Origin of the sequence: Dinoroseobacter sp. S76, from assembly GCF_049801095.1 — a bacterium.
Lineage (GTDB): Bacteria > Pseudomonadota > Alphaproteobacteria > Rhodobacterales > Rhodobacteraceae > Dinoroseobacter.
On record NZ_JBNAGH010000001.1, the window covers coordinates 836,509 to 853,127 of the forward strand.

14 protein-coding genes are annotated in these 16,619 nt (G+C 64.7%); 12 read left to right on the top strand and 2 right to left on the bottom strand.

Annotated features, from left to right (window positions below; genetic code table 11):
• Positions 1-36: 36 nt before the first annotated feature.
• The 3 genes from ACP153_RS04115 (at position 37) to ACP153_RS04125 (ending at position 3,789) form a co-directional block, all read left to right on the top strand.
• The gene (locus tag ACP153_RS04115; RefSeq protein WP_424969694.1) at positions 37-1,320 is read left to right on the top strand and encodes a tetratricopeptide repeat protein; all 1,284 of its coding nucleotides are present in this window, start codon (positions 37-39) and stop codon (positions 1,318-1,320) included.
• Between the two features lie 239 nt (positions 1,321-1,559).
• Entirely contained in the window at positions 1,560-2,519 is a 960-nt protein-coding gene (locus ACP153_RS04120; RefSeq protein ID WP_424969695.1) for an MBL fold metallo-hydrolase, read from the top strand.
• 130 nt (positions 2,520-2,649) lie between these two features.
• Entirely contained in the window at positions 2,650-3,789 is a 1,140-nt protein-coding gene (locus tag ACP153_RS04125; RefSeq protein WP_424969696.1) for an NADH:flavin oxidoreductase/NADH oxidase, read from the top strand.
• A gap of 14 nt (positions 3,790-3,803) precedes the next feature.
• Here the strand turns inward: ACP153_RS04125 and ACP153_RS04130 are convergent, their stop codons facing one another.
• On the bottom strand, positions 3,804-4,694 hold the full coding sequence (locus tag ACP153_RS04130; RefSeq protein ID WP_424969697.1) for a LysR family transcriptional regulator: 891 nt from the start codon (positions 4,692-4,694) through the stop codon (positions 3,804-3,806).
• Between the two features lie 104 nt (positions 4,695-4,798).
• Here ACP153_RS04130 and ACP153_RS04135 point away from each other — a divergent pair, with 104 nt between their 5' ends.
• The 4 genes from ACP153_RS04135 (at position 4,799) to ACP153_RS04150 (ending at position 9,833) form a co-directional block, all read left to right on the top strand.
• Positions 4,799-6,019, top strand: a complete 1,221-nt coding sequence (locus ACP153_RS04135; RefSeq protein WP_424969698.1) for a hypothetical protein — start codon at positions 4,799-4,801, stop codon at positions 6,017-6,019.
• An 11-nt stretch (positions 6,020-6,030) separates the two neighbouring features.
• Entirely contained in the window at positions 6,031-7,140 is a 1,110-nt protein-coding gene (locus tag ACP153_RS04140) for an Ig-like domain-containing protein (protein ID WP_424969699.1), read from the top strand.
• A 66-nt stretch (positions 7,141-7,206) separates the two neighbouring features.
• Entirely contained in the window at positions 7,207-8,736 is a 1,530-nt protein-coding gene (locus tag ACP153_RS04145) for a glutamate synthase-related protein (RefSeq protein ID WP_424970009.1), read from the top strand.
• Positions 8,737-8,798: 62 nt separating this feature from the next.
• Positions 8,799-9,833: a glutathione S-transferase C-terminal domain-containing protein gene (locus tag ACP153_RS04150; RefSeq protein WP_424969700.1), complete on the top strand. Its 1,035-nt coding sequence runs from the start codon at positions 8,799-8,801 to the stop codon at positions 9,831-9,833.
• On the opposite strand, the gene ACP153_RS04155 is transcribed toward ACP153_RS04150, so the two are convergent.
• On the bottom strand, positions 9,830-10,846 hold the full coding sequence (locus ACP153_RS04155) for a LacI family DNA-binding transcriptional regulator (protein ID WP_424969701.1): 1,017 nt from the start codon (positions 10,844-10,846) through the stop codon (positions 9,830-9,832). The two genes, ACP153_RS04150 and ACP153_RS04155, sit on opposite strands and share 4 nt — an antisense overlap.
• Positions 10,847-10,995: 149 nt before the next feature.
• On the opposite strand from ACP153_RS04155, the gene ACP153_RS04160 reads away from it, so the two are divergent.
• The 5 genes from ACP153_RS04160 (at position 10,996) to ACP153_RS04180 (ending at position 16,619) form a co-directional block, all read left to right on the top strand.
• A complete protein-coding gene (locus ACP153_RS04160) occupies positions 10,996-12,501 on the top strand; it encodes a sugar ABC transporter ATP-binding protein (protein WP_424969702.1) in 1,506 nt (501 codons plus the stop codon).
• Between the two features lie 11 nt (positions 12,502-12,512).
• Positions 12,513-13,532, top strand: coding sequence for an ABC transporter permease (locus ACP153_RS04165; RefSeq protein ID WP_424969703.1), 1,020 nt, complete (start codon positions 12,513-12,515; stop codon positions 13,530-13,532).
• A 23-nt stretch (positions 13,533-13,555) separates the two neighbouring features.
• A complete protein-coding gene (locus ACP153_RS04170; protein WP_424969704.1) occupies positions 13,556-14,599 on the top strand; it encodes a substrate-binding domain-containing protein in 1,044 nt (347 codons plus the stop codon).
• A gap of 131 nt (positions 14,600-14,730) precedes the next feature.
• A complete protein-coding gene (locus ACP153_RS04175; RefSeq protein WP_424969705.1) occupies positions 14,731-15,492 on the top strand; it encodes an ATP-binding cassette domain-containing protein in 762 nt (253 codons plus the stop codon).
• Positions 15,489-16,619, top strand: coding sequence for an ABC transporter permease (locus tag ACP153_RS04180; protein WP_424969706.1), 1,131 nt, complete (start codon positions 15,489-15,491; stop codon positions 16,617-16,619). Before ACP153_RS04175 ends, ACP153_RS04180 begins: the two co-directional genes overlap by 4 nt.

The window sequence follows — 16,619 nt, forward strand, 5'->3', positions numbered from 1 at the left end:
CGTCTAGGCTGCCCTCACGACAGGAGGAGCCCCGCCATGAAGGACCGCTATGACAATCCGCTGAGCACGCAATCGGCCCGCGCCCGAGACCGCTATGTAGCTGGGCTCGACCTGCTGCTGGCCGGGCAGGTTCGCTTTGTTGATGCGTTTGAACAGGCGATCGAGGCGGATCCGGGCTTTGCCCTTGGCCATGTGGCTTTGGCCCGCGGCCTCCAGAATACAGGCGATATGACACGCGCCGGCGCGGCCATGGCCTCTGCCCGGGATCTGACTGCCGGGATCACCGAGCGGGAGCAGAGCCATGTCCACGCGATGGATCTTCTGATCTCCGGAAAGACCGCGCAGGCCTATCGGGCGATCCGCGCCCATGTGGACCGCTTCCCTCGGGATGCGCTGGTGGCGCAGACCTGCTCCTCGGTTTTCGGTCTGATCGGTTTCTCAGGCCAGCCGGGGCGGGAGGCGGAGATCCTCGCCTACACGGCCGCCCTTCTGCCCCATTACGGGGAGGATTGGTGGTGTCTCAGCCAATACGCCTTTGCCCTTTGCGAGACGGGGGCTTTGGATCCGGCAGATCAGTGTATCGACCGCGCTCTGGCGCTGAATCCGGACAATGCCAATGGCGCCCATGTGCGGAGCCATATCTACTACGAGGCCGGGGAGCCCGCGCGCGGGATCTCCTATCTGGGCGATTGGCTCGCCGGGTATCACCGGGAGGGCTACCTGCACGGCCATCTCTCCTGGCACGCGGCCCTTTGGGCGCTGGAACAGGGGGAGGCAGAGGTGATGTGGGCGCGGATCGATGCGGATATCGGCCCCTCGGCAAGCGCAGGACTGCCGATCAATGTGCTAACGGACACAGCGTCGCTTCTTTACCGGGCGGAGCTGGCAGGCCTGCCCGTGGCCCCGGAACGCTGGTCCGAGATCAGCCGATATGCCGCGCAGTTCTTTCCAGAATCCGGGCTCGGGTTCGTGGATATTCACGCCGCCCTCGCCCATGCCATGGCCGGAAACGGGGAGGCGATGGCCAAGCTGCTTGAGGCACCCAACGACCTCACCGGAGATCTCGTCACGCCGATTGCGGCGGCCTATCTGGCTATCGCGCGCGGTGATTGGGCGGAGGCGGCAGCCCTGCTGACCTCCGCCATGGCCGACCATGCCCGGCTCGGCGGCAGTCGGGCGCAGCGGGACCTGCTGGAGATCTCATTGCTCGGCGCGCTCCTGAAGCTCGGGAAGGATACCGAGGCAAGGCGGCTTCTGGCCCTGCGCCGCCCCGCATTGGATGCCTCGCGGCTGGTCCATGGGCTGGCCGCCCATAGCTGAGCCCTGCGCGGGGGTCGGTGCCGACAGGCTGTGCGATGATGCACAGGGACTTGCGGTTGACAGGTCCTGCGGCAATGGAAACGATCCAAGGCTCGAGAGCGGTATTGGCATCGCCCAAGGGGTCCTACCCACCATGGGCCCGCGCCATGCCGCTCATGTCAGACAGTGTTGCTGCCCGGTGCAGGCCTCTTAAAAGCCCTGCAATCTACCGGACCGCCTTTCTCCTCGGAGGCCCCATCATGAACCGTCGTGCCCTACTTAAACTCGCCGCTGCCGCCCCGGTCGCACCGCTCGCCATCCAGTTCGTGCCCATGGCACAGGCCGCTGGCCATGGCGACGTCACCCAGGTCATCGGGGTCCAGCATTTCCGCGTGGGCGATTGGATCGTCACCGCGCTGCTGGACGGCTCCCTGCCCATTGGGCCAGAGAACTTCTCGAACCTCTCCGCCGAGGAGGCCGAAGCCTTCACCCGCGCGGCCTTCGCCGAAGGCCCCGCCATGCCCACGGGCGTGAACGCCTATGTCCTGCGCAATGGCAGCCAGACCGTGCTGGTGGATGCCGGGGGTGCGAATGCCTTCCCCGGATTGGGCGCGCTGCCCGCGGCACTTGAGGCCGCCGAGATTGCCGCGGACGACGTCACCCATGTGGTGCTAACCCATTTGCACCCGGACCATATCGGCGGGCTTCTGGGGGAGGCCGGACCGGTCTTTGCCAATGCCAGTATCCATGTGAGTTCTGCCGATATCGCCTTCTGGACAGATGCCGAGATCAGGGCCCAGGTGCCGGAAGCATTTCAGGGCTTCTTCGATCTGGCCGTTGCTGTGATCGAAGCCTATGGCGACAAGGTCATGCCGTTTGACGGGGATACCGAGCTTCTGCCCGGTCTCGCCGCACGGGCCCTACCCGGGCATACCCCGGGGCATTCGGGCTTCCTTGTGTCCTCCGGGGATGCAGAGATGCTGATATGGGGCGATATCATCCATGTGGCGGCCTTCCAGTTCCCGAAACCCGCCGCCGCCATCGGCTTTGACGTGGATCCCGAGACCGCAGTCACCACGCGGCAGGCCTTGCTCGCCGAAGTCGCCGAGAGCCGCCTGACCGTGGCCGGGATGCACCTGCCCTTCCCGGGGGTTGGCCATGTGGTGACCGATGGCGAGGGCTATCGCTTCGTGCCGCAAGACTGGACCTTCGCGCTCTGATCCGGGCGTCGGGCGGGCCGGGGCGATCCGGCCTGCCCCCCCCGCTCACCAGGTCGTGAGCAGGCGCGGCTTTCCGGCCGCGCCGGGATCGCTAGGGTGCGACCCATACTCCAGCAGAAACCGGTGCCCGATGGCCGATCTCTTTTCCCCTTTCACCTTGCGCGGTGTCACTTTCGCGAACCGCGTTGCCGTCTCCCCCATGAGCCAGTACCGCGCTCGCGAGGGCCACGCCAATGACTGGCACATGGTGCATCTCGGACGGTTCGCGCTTGGCGGGGCGGGACTGGTCTATGCCGAGGCAACCGCGGTCACCCGCGACGGGCGGCGCACCCACGGGGATCTCGGTCTCTGGGACGACGCGCAGATCGGGGCCCTGCGCCCGATCACGGCGTTCCTCAGCGCCGAGGGCGCCGTCCCCGGCATCCAGCTGAGCCATGCCGGGCGCAAAGCCTCCGAACGCCGCCCGTGGGACGGGGAAACCCCGGTGGATGCCGAAGACGAGGCGCTGCGCGGCGAGGCTCCCTGGACCGCCTGCGCCCCCTCGCCCCTGCCCTATGCAGAAGGATGGCCCACGCCCACGGAGCTCTCCGAGGGCGAGATCCGCGATATCATTGCCGCTTTCGGCGCGGCGGCGGGCCGCGCGCGGGAGGCCGGGTTCAAGATCATCGAGGTCTATGCCGCGCACGGCTTTCTAATCCACCAATTCCTGTCGCCCCTGTCCAACCACAGGACCGATGCCTGGGGCGGTTCGGCTGAGAACCGGCAGCGCTTCGCCGTGGAGGTTGCCCGCGCCATCCGCGCGCAGTGGCCCGAGGATCTGCCCCTCGCCTTCCGGCTTTCGGCCACGGATTGGATCGATGGCGGGCTTGAGGTCGCGGACACGGTCGCAGCCGCCCGGGCGCTGAAGGCTGCGGGCGTCGACATGATCGATTGTTCGAGCGGAGGGATCGGCGGCAAGGACCGCCCGCGCCGCATGACCATCACCGAAGGTTTCCAGGCGCCTTTTGCCGCGACCCTGCGCGAGGAGGCCGAGATGGCCACCATGGCCGTGGGCTTTCTCTGGGATCCCAAAACCTGCAACACGCTGATTGCCGAGGGGCGAGCCGATATGATCGCTCTGGCGCGCGAGTTGCTGGACGACCCGAACTGGCCGCTCCACGCTGCGGCTGCGCTTGGCGCGGATGAAAACCACGGGCGCTGGCCGATTGAGGCGGGCTGGTGGCTGATGAAGCGGGACCGTCTGTTGCAGAAACTGGGGCTGCGCGGCTAGGCACCGCGCGCATTTCAGGTGACGAGCACCCGGCACCCCGCCTGCAGCGCGTCGATCAGGGCGCGCATGCGCTTGTTGATCCGACGCCCTGCGGGGTAGACGACCTGAATGCGGAAATCAGGCATCTCGCTCTGGGCGAGGACGGGGATAACCACTCCGGCGCGCCGCGCCTCCGCCACCATGAAATCCGGCAGCTTGATGATGCCCAGCCCCTGCGCCGCCGCGTCGAGCAGGAAGGGTCCGTTATTCGAGTTCAGGGCCGGTTGGAAGGTCACCGCCTGGGTTTTGCCCTCCCTGAGAAACTCCCACCGGGCGCGCCGCGCGGACCCGTAGTGCAGCAGGGCATGTTTGGGCAGATCCGACAGGGTCTCCGGCAGTCCATGCTCGGCGGCGTATCCCGGGCTGGCAAAGAGGCCGTGGCGCGTGACGCCCAGGGGCAGATGCACGAGCCCGTCGAGATCGTCCGAAGCGATGCGCACGCCCAGATCGTAATTCTCGTTCTCCAGATCCGCCATCCGGTCATCGAAATCGAGCGTCATGTCGATCTGCGGATGAGCCTTGAGGAAGGCAAACAGGGTCGGTTTGAGAAAGGACAGGCCAAACTCCCGCGCGACGCTGACCCGCAAGGGCCCGCGCAAGCTATGGGCAGCATGCATGAAGTCCGCGTCCAGATCCTCGGCATCGGCGACCATGAGGCTGGCCCGCTGATAAAGCTCCTGGCCCGCGGTCGTGACCTCCCATGTGCGCGGCTGGCGATCGATGAGCCGCATGCCATAGCGATCCTCAAGCTGGCTCAGACGCCGGCTGACCGCGGATTTCGCGATGCCCAGCACATCCGCCGCCCGCGCGATCCCCCCGCTATCGACCACGGTGACAAACATCCGGAGGTCCTCGATCTGGCCCATGACTATGTTCTCATTTTGTGACCCTTGAGGGCACTTCTTTCCATCTAGCCACAAAAAACACAACGCTTAGCTTGGCGGCATCCGAAATCTGAAAGGAGACCGCGATGTCCATTTCCAGATCCACCCTCACGGCGAGCGCCCTTGCCATGGCCATGGGATCCACCCCGATCCATTCGGCGGAGCTGCACTCCGCAGGCGCACTGGCCTTCGACACGGGCAATGTGCTCTTTGTCGGCGATGGCAAGGCCGGGCTGGTCCATGCCTTTGACCTCTCGGCGCTTGTTGCGGACCAGTCCGCGTATCAACTGGGCCGGGCACAGACCTTTGAGGGGCGCACGATCCTCGACGGGCTGGACACGGAGATCGCCGGACTGCTCGGGGTGCCACCCGGGGATGTGGTGATCAATGACATGGTGGTGCACAAGCCGAGCAAGCAGATTTTCCTGTCGGTGCATCGCGGCCATGGGCCCGAGGCCGAGGCGGTGATCCTTGCGGTGAATAACGGCGCGCTGGAGCTCGTCGATCTCGCTTCCGCCCCCCATAGCGCGCAAAGCGTGGGCCCCGTGCCCGAGGCCGAGACCTTTGAATTCGGGCAACCCCTGAACAGTCTCGCGATCACGGATATCGACTATTATCAGGGCGAGATCTTCGTGGCGGGCCTCTCGAATGAGGAGTTCAGCTCGACCCTGCGTCGCATTCCCTACCCTTTCACGGATCAGGTGGCCCAGTCCTCGATCGAGATCTGGCACGCGGTCCACGCGCAATATGAGACGCGGGCGCCCATCATCAGCCAGACCATCACCGAGCTCGACGGCACCCCGACCCTGATCGCGGTCTATGCCTGCACGCCGATCGTGCGGATCCCGCTCGACGCGCTGACCGATGGCGCCGCCTTGCGCGGGACGATGATCGGCGAGATGGGGTTCGGGAACACTCCGCTCGACATCGTGCCCTATGTGAATGCCTGGGAGGGGAGCAGCAATCTGGTGGTCACGAACTCGAACCGCTCTGCTGTCTCCATGAGCCTTGATGCGGTGGCGCAGGCCGAAGAGATGCCCCATGGCGAAGGCGTGCAGCCGGTCTTTTCCGTGGCCGGTGTGGCCCAGTTCCCCCTACCCATGAGCGGCACGCTTCATCTCGACACGCTGGATGACAGCTTCGCGGTCGTGGTGCGCCGCAGCCCGGAGGATGCGCGCAATCTCCAGCTGCACACCTTGCCGCTGCCGTTCTTCTTTGACCGGGCCGATCACATCGTGGAGATGAACTTCGCCGATGGTCCGGATCCGTTCGGCTACAAGGCGGCGCCGCCGCTCGAGTACAACTGATGCGGGGGCGCATGGGCTGGGCACTGTTGCTGGCGTGGCTCCTCCCGAGTGTCGCGGGATGGGCGGCCCCGGGCGCGGGCTATGACGCGGCGGCGGGCGAGATCCGGGTGACCGGGCTGAGCCCCGCCGAGCGGGCCGCGCTTCTGTCCGGTGCGCCCCTGCGCCTGCAGATTGCGGGCCTGAACAGCACGCGGGGCATGCCCCTGTCCATCGCCGAAACTGGGGCGGAGCTGCGGGTCACCCCGCGCTTCGCCCTGAAGCCGGGGACGCGCTATACCTTGCGGTTTGATCTTGCCTCTGCGCGTCACGCGCTGACCGTGACGCCGCCTGCCCTGCCGGAGGAAGCGCCAGCTCTGATCGGGTTCGACCCGGCGCAGGCAGTGATTCCGGCGAACACCTTGCGGCTCTATCTGCACTTCTCCACCCCCATGGCACGCGGACAGCTGCGCGACGCCCTCACTCTGACCAAAGCCGATGGCACGCCGGTCGAGCGTCCGTTTCTGTCGCTCGCGACCGAGCTCTGGGACCATGACCAGACCCGCGCGACACTTCTGCTCGACCCCGGGCGGATCAAACAGGGGGTCGGTCCGAACCGGATCGGCGGCGCGCCTTTGCAGGCAGGTGAAGCCTATCAACTGACGCTCGCGGCAAGGATGCGGAGCGCTGCGGGCGCGCCGATGGGAAAACCCTCGCGCATGACCTTCCGGGTGGGCCCGCCCGAGCAGACAGCCATCGACCCCGCCACCTGGCAGGTCGCGCCGCCCCCGGCGGGCAGCCACGCCCCGCTCTCCATCACCTTTGACCGGATCATGGATCCCGCCACGCTCCGGCGCCTTCTGACTTTGCAAGACCCGCAAGGGCGCCGGGTGCGCGGGCGGATTGCCAGCGATGGCGGCGGTTGGTCCCTGACACCGAGCGCGCCCTGGCAGACGGGGCGCTACACGCTCCGGCTTGACCCCGCGCTGGAGGATATCGCGGGCAACCGGATCGCCGCGCCGTTCGACGCCCCACCGGGCACGATGGGCACTGTCAGACACGCGGTTGAGCATGTCGTGGACATCGCCCCGACGCCCCAAACCCGCGCGCAGGTTTGCAGAATGCAATGCAATCGGTCACCCTGACCCATGCGCCCGCGCCAAGATCAGAACACGCCCGCAGGGGCGGCCACCCAGGAAGGACCCCATAGCATGAGCCAATCCGTTCCCATTATCGCCGCCAAGGCCCCGGCCAAGGTCACACTCGAGGCAGGCAAGGACTACCTCTGGTGCCGCTGCGGTCGTTCCAAAACGCAACCCTTCTGCGATGGCAGCCATGTGGGCACTGGGATCCAACCGCTCAAGTTTACTGCAGACAAGGATGGGGATGCGGTCCTCTGCCGCTGCAAGTCGAGCGCCAATGCGCCCTTCTGCGATGGGTCCCACACGCGGCTTGGCGATCTGGCCGTGGGTGATGCCGCCCCCGCGCCGAAATCGGAAATTCCCCAGGCAACCCCGACGCCCGAAGAACCCACGGTCGCGCGCATCCACGCGCTGGCCCGGGACGGGCTCTCGAAGCTGGGGCATCACGGCGAGATGGGCGCCATGGGCGTGCCGCGCAAGGACCTGCCCCATTGGGACGATATCCAGATCCTGCCCGCGCAGATGGCGCGCAAACCCCTGCTCGACGACGCGCCCGTGGCAACCTCTGTCACGATCGGGCCGCGCGCGGCCAAGCCCTTGCAGCTCGAGATCCCACTCTTTGTCTCGGATATGAGCTATGGCGCGCTCTCGGAGGAGGCAAAGACGGCGCTCTCCCGCGGGGCGCAGATGGCGGGGACGGGGATCTGCTCGGGCGAAGGGGGCATGCTCCCGGAGGAGCAGGCCGAGAATGACCGCTATTTCTATGAGCTCGCCTCGGCCCAGTTCGGCTGGTCGCTCGATCATGTGGCCAAGGTGCAGGCCTTTCATTTCAAGGGCGGCCAGGGGGCCAAGACCGGCACGGGGGGGCACCTGCCCGGCGACAAGGTGCAGGGCAAGATCGCCGAGGTGCGCGGGCTGGAACCCGGGCAATCGGCCATCTCCCCCGCCACCTTTCCCGAGCTGAGCACCCCGGAAGATTTCAAGCGGATCGCCGATCAGGTGCGGGAGCGGTCGGGCGGCATTCCCATCGGCTTCAAGCTTTCGGCCAACCATATCGAGGACGATATCGACTTCGCCCTCGCGGCCAGTGCCGACTACATCATCCTCGACGGGCGGGGCGGGGGCACCGGGGCGGCGCCACTGATCTTCCGGGATCACATCTCGGTGCCGACCATCCCCGCTCTTGCTCGGGCGCGCCGGCATCTGGACACGCGCGCCGGCCGAGACGTGACCCTCGTGATCACCGGCGGCCTCCGCGTGGCGGAGGACTTCGCCAAGGCGATGGCCCTTGGCGCCGATGCAATCGCGGTCAGCAATTCGGCGATGCAGGCCGTGGGCTGTATCGCGGCGCGGATGTGCAATTCGAACAATTGCCCCGTGGGGGTCGCGACGCAAAAGCCGGAGCTGCGCAAGCGGCTCGATGTGCAGGTCGGGGCCGAGCGGCTCTCCCGGTACTTCAGCGCGAGTGTCGAGCTGATGCAGGTGCTCGCCCGGGCATGTGGCCATGACAGCCTCTCGGGTTTCTCGCCCCGCGACATCACCACATGGAAGCGCGAAGTCGCCGATCTCAGCGGGATCCGCTTCGCCGGAGTAAGCTGACAAAGGTGGAGCAAGGCCCTTTCGGGCCTTGCATCCCCCGTGCAAAGACAAAGACTGCGCCCATGACCCGAGATCGCTCGACCGAAGAAGACCAGACCGACATCAAAGCCCGCCGGGCGCGTGGCGAGTTCGTGCGCGGAGTGAGCGGGTTTCGCCATGGGATTGGCGATCCCGATGTCCCGCCGGAGCCCGGGCGCTATCACCTCTTTGTCGCGCTGAACTGCCCCTGGTGTCACCGCGTCACCCTCGCCCGGAATGTGCTGGGGCTGCAGGACGCGATCAGCATGGATGTGGCCTTTCCCAACCGGACGGGCGAGGACGATCCGGAGGGGCTGAACCTCTGGGAGTTTGCGCCGCACCGTATGGCGAGCCTCACCGGAGCGACCCTGCCCGAATGCACCGCCGAAACCGGCACCGGACAGGGCCTGCGCCTCGCGCGGCAGGTCTATCAGCGCGAAGGCTCCGACGAACAGTCGGTCCCGATCCTTTATGACAAACTGGCCCAGCGCATCGTGAGCAACGAAAGCGCCGAGATCATCCGGATGCTGGATCGCCATGCGGAGGCTCTGGGCAGCACCCTGCCTGCGGGCGCGCGGGTGCAGCTTGTGCCTGCGGACGACGCGTTGCACACCGAGATCCAGAGCCTGAATGATCTGATCTACTCCACCATCAATAACGGCGCCTATAAAGCCGGGTTCTCGTCGGATCAGGCGGTCTACGCCCAAGCTTTCGCCGCCTATTTCGAAACCCTTGAGGCCTTGGAAATGCGGCTCTCGGATGGGCGTCCGTTTCTGACGGGCTCCGAGTTTACCGAAGCAGATTTACGCCTCTTTCCAACGCTCTACCGCCATGATCCGGTCTATTATGTCCGGATGAAGCTGAACGGCGCGCGGATCCTCGACTACCCGCATCTCTGGCGCTGGCTCTGCCGGGTGCATGCCCTGCCGGGCATCGCGGCAGCGGGTTCCTTGATCCATTGTCGGCAAGGCTATTTCGGGCGGTCCTGGAACGGGGTGATCCCCCTTGGCCCCCTCAAACCGGTGCCCTACCCGGAGGCCTATGCCCATCCGGAGCTTGCCGGTCCCTCGGGCGACTAGCCCTTCCAGACCGTCTCGCCTCCGATCAGCTTGAAGCCCACATCCCGCTTGGGATCGATGGGCTGACCGTTGATCTTGGCCAGCAGCATTTCGGCTGCGATCTGGCCGATCTTGAGATGGGGGATTGCCGTGGAGGTCAGCCGCCAGGGCTGGATCGACGCGATCGGCAGATCGCCCCACCCCGCAATCCCGATATCCTCGGGGATCTTCAGCCCGGCCTTCTGACAGTATTGCAGGCCGCCCACGGCCATATTGTCGTTCTGGTAATAGATCACCTCGACCTGCGCACCTGTGGCGAGCAGCTGCTCGGTGCCGTAGAAACCCGTGTAGAAGCCCGGCGTGTCCCGGAAGAGGAGCTGTTTCTCCAGCACGCCGCCCGCGTCACTGACCGCCTGCGCGTATCCGCTGACCCGGGAACTGGCTGCGTTACCCGTATCGTGACTCGTCCCCACATAAGCGAATTTTTTGTAGCCCAAACCAGAGAGATAGCGGCCCATCTCATAGCCGCTGTCATAGTGGTTCAACCCCACGGACATATCGAGCGGGCTGGAGTTCAGATCCCAGATCTCCACCACCGGCAGGTTCGAGCCGCTGAGCATCTGAATCGCCCGCGAGGTGTGGGAGCGCCCGGTGATGATCAGCCCCGCAGGCTGCCAGGACAAAACCGTCTCAATCCATTTTTCTTCTTGTTCTAGAGCATGTTCCGTCAATCCGAGCACGGTCTGGTGACCGAAGGAGCCGAGCTTGCGATCGATCCCTTCAAGGACCTGCGCAAAGATCTCATTGCCCAGTTCGGGGATGCTCACCCCCACAAAAGTCGATTTCTTGTCCCCGGCAAAAACAGTCGCGAGGCGATTCGGGAGGTAGCCCAATCGCTCCACTTCAGCCATGACTTTGGCCCGCGTTTTCTCCGAGAAGCCGCCCTCGTCACGTAACACGCGACTGGCCGTCATCTTGGAGACGCCTGCGCTGCGCGCGACCTCTGCCAAGCTTATCTTATTGTTTTTGTTCATCTATAACCTGATTTCTCTCGGTTACGTTACGGGTAACATTTTGTGGTTGACTTATTGTCGCACGAGCCGAATGCTAATCGAACGTTACGGGTAACTCAATGCTCCGATCGCATTTGAACTTGCCCAGCTGCCTTGGGAGGGGCGCACGTATGCTGCACGACTTGCGAAATAACCTGTTCTTTAATGGCGTCAAAAAACACTTTGGCGGCACATACGCCCTCCGCGATGTCTCTCTCAATGTCGAGCGCGGTGAAATCGTTGCCCTTCTGGGCGAGAACGGCGCCGGCAAATCGACCCTAATCAAGATCCTCGGCGGCATCCACAAGGCCGATGAAGGCGGAGTGCTGATCAATGGCGAGCCCTATGAGCATCGCCCCGGCAGTTTTGGCGAACGACAATCCGTGGCCTTCATCCACCAGGATCTGGGCATGATCGAGTGGATGAGTGTCGCCGAAAACATCGCACTGGCGCTGGGATATTCCCGCAAGGGCGGGCTGATCAAATGGGACGATGTCACGGCCTTTGCCCAGCGCGCCCTGGACAAGGTGGGCTGCGATTTCGATCCGACCACCCGGGTGCAGGACCTGTCGCGCACCGAGAAATCCCTCGTCGCCATCGCCCGGGCCCTGGCCGTGGACTGCGATTTCCTCGTGCTGGACGAGCCCACCGCGTCGCTTCCGGCGGATGAGGTCGAGCGGCTCTTCGAGGCGCTGCGCCCGCTCAAGGACCAGGGCGTGGGGATGATCTATGTCTCTCACCGGCTCGACGAGATCTTTCGCATCGCCGACCGGGTGGCTGTACTGCGCGATGGTGAGCTGGTCGGGCTGCGCGACATCGAACACACCACACCCGAAGAGCTGGTCTACATGATCGTCGGCCGCAAGACGCGGCAGGTGATGAAGCCCAAGCTGACCCGCGGCGACACGATCCTCGAGGTCTCAAACCTGCGGGTCGAGGCGGCGGGCCCGGTGGATTTCACCCTCCACAAGCAAGAGATCGTCGGTCTCGTCGGTCTGCGCGGCGCCGGGCATGAAGGCGTGTCGCGCGCGATCTTCGGCGCCGAGGAGTTCTCGGGCCAGATCCTGCTGGACGGGGAGGTCCCGGACCTCACCTCGCCGCAGACCGCACTCACCTCGGGCATCGGCCTTGTTGCCAAGGACCGGACCGAGGAATCCGTTGCCATGTCGCTCAGCATCCGCGAGAACACATTTCTCAACCCCGCGGCCTTTGGCAGGTCGCTCTTTTCCTTCATGAGCCCCAAGACCGAGACCGCCATGGCCGAGCAGATCGGCGCGGATGTGGCGCTCTCGCCCAATGACCAGACCATGGCCATCGAGAGCCTCTCGGGCGGCAACCAGCAGAAGGTGGTGATCGGGCGCTGGCTGGAGACCAAGCGCAAGCTCCTGATCTGCGAGGACCCGACCGCGGGCGTCGATGTGGGCGCCAAGGCCGAGATCTATGCCCTGCTCAACCGGGCCGCCGAGAACGGCGTCGGGATCGTCGTTGTCTCCACCGATTTCGAGGAGGTCGCCGCCATCTGCCACCGGGCCATCGTGTTCAGCCAGGGCGCCATCGTCAAAGAGCTCTCCGGGGCCGAGCTGACCACTGAAAACCTGATCCAAACCGCATCCGCGTCGAACGCTGCTGAGAGCTGAGGAAGAAGACTATGCAATCGCTTGAATCAAACGCGCTCGAGCCCACGAAAGCCGAACTGAAGAACGCCTCGCTCAAGACAAAGGTCATTCGCTTCCTGCCTGTCTATGGTCTGGTGATCCTGACGGCGTTGCTGATCGTGCTGTTTTCGATCCTCTTGCCGAACACCTTTCCGACGATGCTGAACCTGCGGGCGATCATTTCGGACAAGGCGATCATTGCGCTGCTGTCGCTCGGGGCGATGATCCCCATGGTGGCCGGGCGGATCGACCTGACCGTGGGCTATGGCATCGTGCTCTGGCATGTGCTCGCGATCTCGCTGCAGACGCTTTACGGTTCCCCCTGGCCCATCGCGGTGATGAGCGTGCTGGCCCTTGGCCTTCTGACCGGGTTCCTGAACGGGATGCTGGTGGAGATCGCCAAGATCGACAGCTTCATCGCCACGCTGGGGACGGGCACCGTGCTCTATGCGCTGGCCCTGTGGCACACCGGGGGCCGCCAGATGGTCGGCGCCCTGCCCGAGCCCTTTTATGCTATCAACGGGACCTTCGTGTTCGGCCTGCCGATCACCGGGTACTATGTGCTGGGCCTGACCATCGCCATGTGGCTGATCCTCGAATACACGCCCGTCGGCCGGTACCTCTACGCCATCGGCGCGAACCAGCGCGCGGCCCAGCTCAACGGCATCAACACCCGTAAATTCGTCATCGGGGCATTCATGTCCTCGGGCTTCATCACCGCCTTTGCCGGGGTGCTCTTGGCCTCGAAACTGCGGATCGGGCAAGCCTCGGTGGGTCTTGAGTTCCTGTTGCCGGCGCTGGTCGGGGCCTTTCTCGGCTCCACCACCATCAAGCCGGGGCGGGTCAATGTCTGGGGCACGGTTGTGGGGGTTGCGATCCTCGCCGTGGGGATCTCCGGCATCCAGCAATTCGGCGGCTCGTTCTGGGTTGAGCCGATGTTCAACGGTGTGACCCTGCTGATCGCCATCGGCATCGCGGGATACGCACAACGGCGCAAGGGCGCCAAGAAATAAGCATAAGCATCAGGGAGGACACCATGCTTAGAAAAACATTCACCACTGTCTCCGCCGCGGCCTTGATGGCCGGACTGGGCTTCACCGCCCTCGCCGAGACCCCGTTTGACGGACCGACCACGGGCCCCAAGGCCGCCGAAGGCAAGTCCATCGTCGTGGTCGCGGGTGACCTGAAAAACGGCGGGATCCTCGGGGTTACCAATGGCATCGAAGAGGCCGTGGCCACCATCGGCTGGGACCTGCGGGTGCTCGACGGCGCAGGCTCCATCCAGGGTCGCACCGCGGCCATCGGTCAGGCCCTGGCGCTGAAGGCCGACGGGATCATCATCAACGGGTTTGACGCCGTCGAACAGCAGGCCGCCCTCGAAGGCGTGGTCAATGCGAACATCCCCATGGTCGCCTGGCATTCCGGGCCCAAGATCGGCTGTGACGCGCCCGGTGGTGTGTTCACCAATGTCTCGACCGATGCGATGACCGTCTCCGAAGTGGCCGCGCAATGGGCCATGAATGACGCCGAGAAAGTGGGCGCGGTGATCTTCACCGACAGCACCTACCAGATCGCCATCGACAAGGCGGATCGGATCAAGGAAACCATCGAGGCCATGGGCGGCACGGTGCTCGAATATGTCGACACGCCAATCGCGGACACCTCCTCGCGCATGGGGCCGCTGACAATCAGCCTGCTGCAGAAATACGGCGATAGCTGGACCCACGCCCTGGCGATCAATGACCTCTATTTCGACTTCATGGGCCCCGCCCTTGCCTCTGCTGGCATCTCCAGCGCCGATGGCCCCCAGGCGGGCTCCGCGGGCGACGGTTCCGAAGCCGCCTTCCAGCGGATCCGGACCACGAACTACCAGACGATCACCGTGGCCGAGCCGCTGAACCTGCAGGGCTGGCAGCTGGTGGATGAGCTGAACCGCGCCATGCAGGGCGAGGCCTGCTCGGGCTATGTCACCACCCCGGCCCTCGTGACCCAGGAAGGTCTGGCCAAGCTCGGTGACAGCAACCAGTTCGACCCCGACAGCCCCTATCGCGAGGCTTACGCGGCCATCTGGGGCAAGTAACGCACCCAACAGGCGGCCCTGATCCACGCGGCTGACGCGCCGCGGCAGGGCCCCTTTTCCCAAACTCAGACCAGAACTTTTGAAACCGGGCCTGCCCGAACAGGAGAGCTGTGTCGTCAAGGAGGAAGACTATGAGTAATACGCCACTCATCCAAATGCGCGGCATTACCAAGCGCTTCGGGGGCGTCACCGCGCTTCAGGATGTCGATCTGGAGGCCTATGCCGGGGAAGTTCTGGCCATTGTCGGCGATAACGGCGCGGGCAAATCCACCCTGATCAAAGTGTTGACGGGGGTGTATCAGCCGACCGAAGGCGAGATCTACATGGATGGCGAGAAGGTCGAGTTTTCGAACCACGCCGACGCCGCCAAGCTGGGCATTGATGCGGTCTATCAGACCCTCGCCCTGGCCGATCATCTGGACCCGCCAGCCAACATGTTTCTCGGCAATGAGCTGACCAAGAAATTCCTCGGGATCACCATTCTCGACAACAAGAAGATGCGCGAGGAGACAGAGCGCGTTCTGATGGAACGCCTCGGGGTCCGCCTGCGCTCGCTGGAGGCCTCGACCGACAGCCTGTCCGGCGGTCAGCGTCAGGCCGTGGCCATCGCCCGGGCGGTCTATCACGAGGGCCTGCGGGTTCTGGTCATGGACGAGCCCACCGCCGCTCTGGGGCCGCAGGAAACCGCGCGCACCCTGAAACTCATCAAAACCCTGAAGGCCCAAGGACTGGCCGTGATCCTGATCAGCCACTCGCTGGACGATGTGTTCGAGGTCTCCGACCGCGTCCATGTCCAGCGCCGTGGTCAATGTGTCGGGGTCGCTCTGACCGCTCAAAGCTCCACCCAGGAGGTGCTGGGCATGATCGTTGGTGCCAAGGAGGACGCCGCATGAACGCCGCAGTTGCAACAAATGAGACCCCTCAGCCCCTCACGGAGCGGCTGGAGCCCTACATGGCGATCATCGCCCCGATGGCGATGATCCTGGCGATCTTTATCTTCATGGGGATTGCCTCGCCGGACCGGTTTTTCCGGGTCAGCAACCTGCAGCTGATCCTGCAGGATGCCGCCCTCTACATGCCCATGGCGATGGCCATGACCTTCGTCATCACCCAGCGTGGGATTGACCTGTCGGTGGGTTCGGTCGCGGTGCTCTCCGCGATCATCATGGCCTTTCTGGTCAAACAGTTCGGCTTCTCGATCTATGTGGGCATTCCGATTGCCCTGACCATCGGCGCGCTTCTGGGGCTGATCAACGGTCTGGTCATCACCCGGTTCAATGTGCCGGACCTGATCGGCACGCTGGCCATGGACCTCGTCTACAAGGGCCTGGCCCTGCTGCTGGCCAAGGGTCTGGTGCTGGCGCGGTTCCCCGACCTTTTGACCGAGATCGGGCGCGGCACCACGCCGTTCTTCATTCCGACCCCGGCTGTGATCGGGATCCTGACCATGGTCGCGGGCTACTTCATCCTGCAGCGCACCTATTTTGGCCGCTACACCGTCGCCATCGGCTCCAGCCCGGAATCGGCGGAACTGACCGGCATCGGTGTGAACCGCCACAAGGTCTATGCCTATGTGCTCTGCGGGGCCTGTGCCGCGCTCGCCGGTCTGATGCTGACGGGCAAGCAAAACGCGATCCAGGCGACGATGGCGCCGTTCTTCAACCTGCACGTGATCGCGGCGGTTGTCGTGGGCGGCACATCCCTCTTCGGGGGCCGCGCCTCGATCATCGGCTCGTTCTCGGGCGTTCTGCTTCTGGCGATGATGCTGAACGCGCTTGTGACCCTGCGGATCGAGTTCTTCTGGCAGCCGGTGGCCTCGGGCTTCGTGATCATCAGCTCCGTCGCGCTCTATGCCTGGATCCAGAAGAAGGACCGCGATGGCGCGGGCGGATGGCTCGCCGACCTGAAAACGGCCGAAGGCATGAAGATGGTCAGATTTGCAGCCGCGATCATCGGACTTCTGATTGCCCTTCTGGCGATCGGCGGACTGACAGCTGGCGACGTCGTCGCAAGCGGTTGA

What these genes read in the sequence shown, in the direction of transcription:
- ACP153_RS04160 (WP_424969702.1), top strand. Translation starts at nt 10,996, where the DNA reads ATGCTGCACGACTTGCGAAATAACCTGTTCTTTAATGGCGTCAAAAAA.
- ACP153_RS04180 (WP_424969706.1), top strand. Translation starts at nt 15,489, where the DNA reads ATGAACGCCGCAGTTGCAACAAATGAGACCCCTCAGCCCCTCACGGAG.
- ACP153_RS04170 (WP_424969704.1), top strand. Translation starts at nt 13,556, where the DNA reads ATGCTTAGAAAAACATTCACCACTGTCTCCGCCGCGGCCTTGATGGCC.
- ACP153_RS04175 (WP_424969705.1), top strand. Translation starts at nt 14,731, where the DNA reads ATGAGTAATACGCCACTCATCCAAATGCGCGGCATTACCAAGCGCTTC.
- ACP153_RS04140 (WP_424969699.1), top strand. Translation starts at nt 6,031, where the DNA reads ATGGGCTGGGCACTGTTGCTGGCGTGGCTCCTCCCGAGTGTCGCGGGA.
- ACP153_RS04165 (WP_424969703.1), top strand. Translation starts at nt 12,513, where the DNA reads ATGCAATCGCTTGAATCAAACGCGCTCGAGCCCACGAAAGCCGAACTG.
- ACP153_RS04155 (WP_424969701.1), bottom strand. Translation starts at nt 10,846, where the DNA reads ATGAACAAAAACAATAAGATAAGCTTGGCAGAGGTCGCGCGCAGCGCA.
- ACP153_RS04115 (WP_424969694.1), top strand. Translation starts at nt 37, where the DNA reads ATGAAGGACCGCTATGACAATCCGCTGAGCACGCAATCGGCCCGCGCC.
- ACP153_RS04130 (WP_424969697.1), bottom strand. Translation starts at nt 4,694, where the DNA reads ATGGGCCAGATCGAGGACCTCCGGATGTTTGTCACCGTGGTCGATAGC.
- ACP153_RS04120 (WP_424969695.1), top strand. Translation starts at nt 1,560, where the DNA reads ATGAACCGTCGTGCCCTACTTAAACTCGCCGCTGCCGCCCCGGTCGCA.
- ACP153_RS04135 (WP_424969698.1), top strand. Translation starts at nt 4,799, where the DNA reads ATGTCCATTTCCAGATCCACCCTCACGGCGAGCGCCCTTGCCATGGCC.
- ACP153_RS04145 (WP_424970009.1), top strand. Translation starts at nt 7,207, where the DNA reads ATGAGCCAATCCGTTCCCATTATCGCCGCCAAGGCCCCGGCCAAGGTC.
- ACP153_RS04125 (WP_424969696.1), top strand. Translation starts at nt 2,650, where the DNA reads ATGGCCGATCTCTTTTCCCCTTTCACCTTGCGCGGTGTCACTTTCGCG.
- ACP153_RS04150 (WP_424969700.1), top strand. Translation starts at nt 8,799, where the DNA reads ATGACCCGAGATCGCTCGACCGAAGAAGACCAGACCGACATCAAAGCC.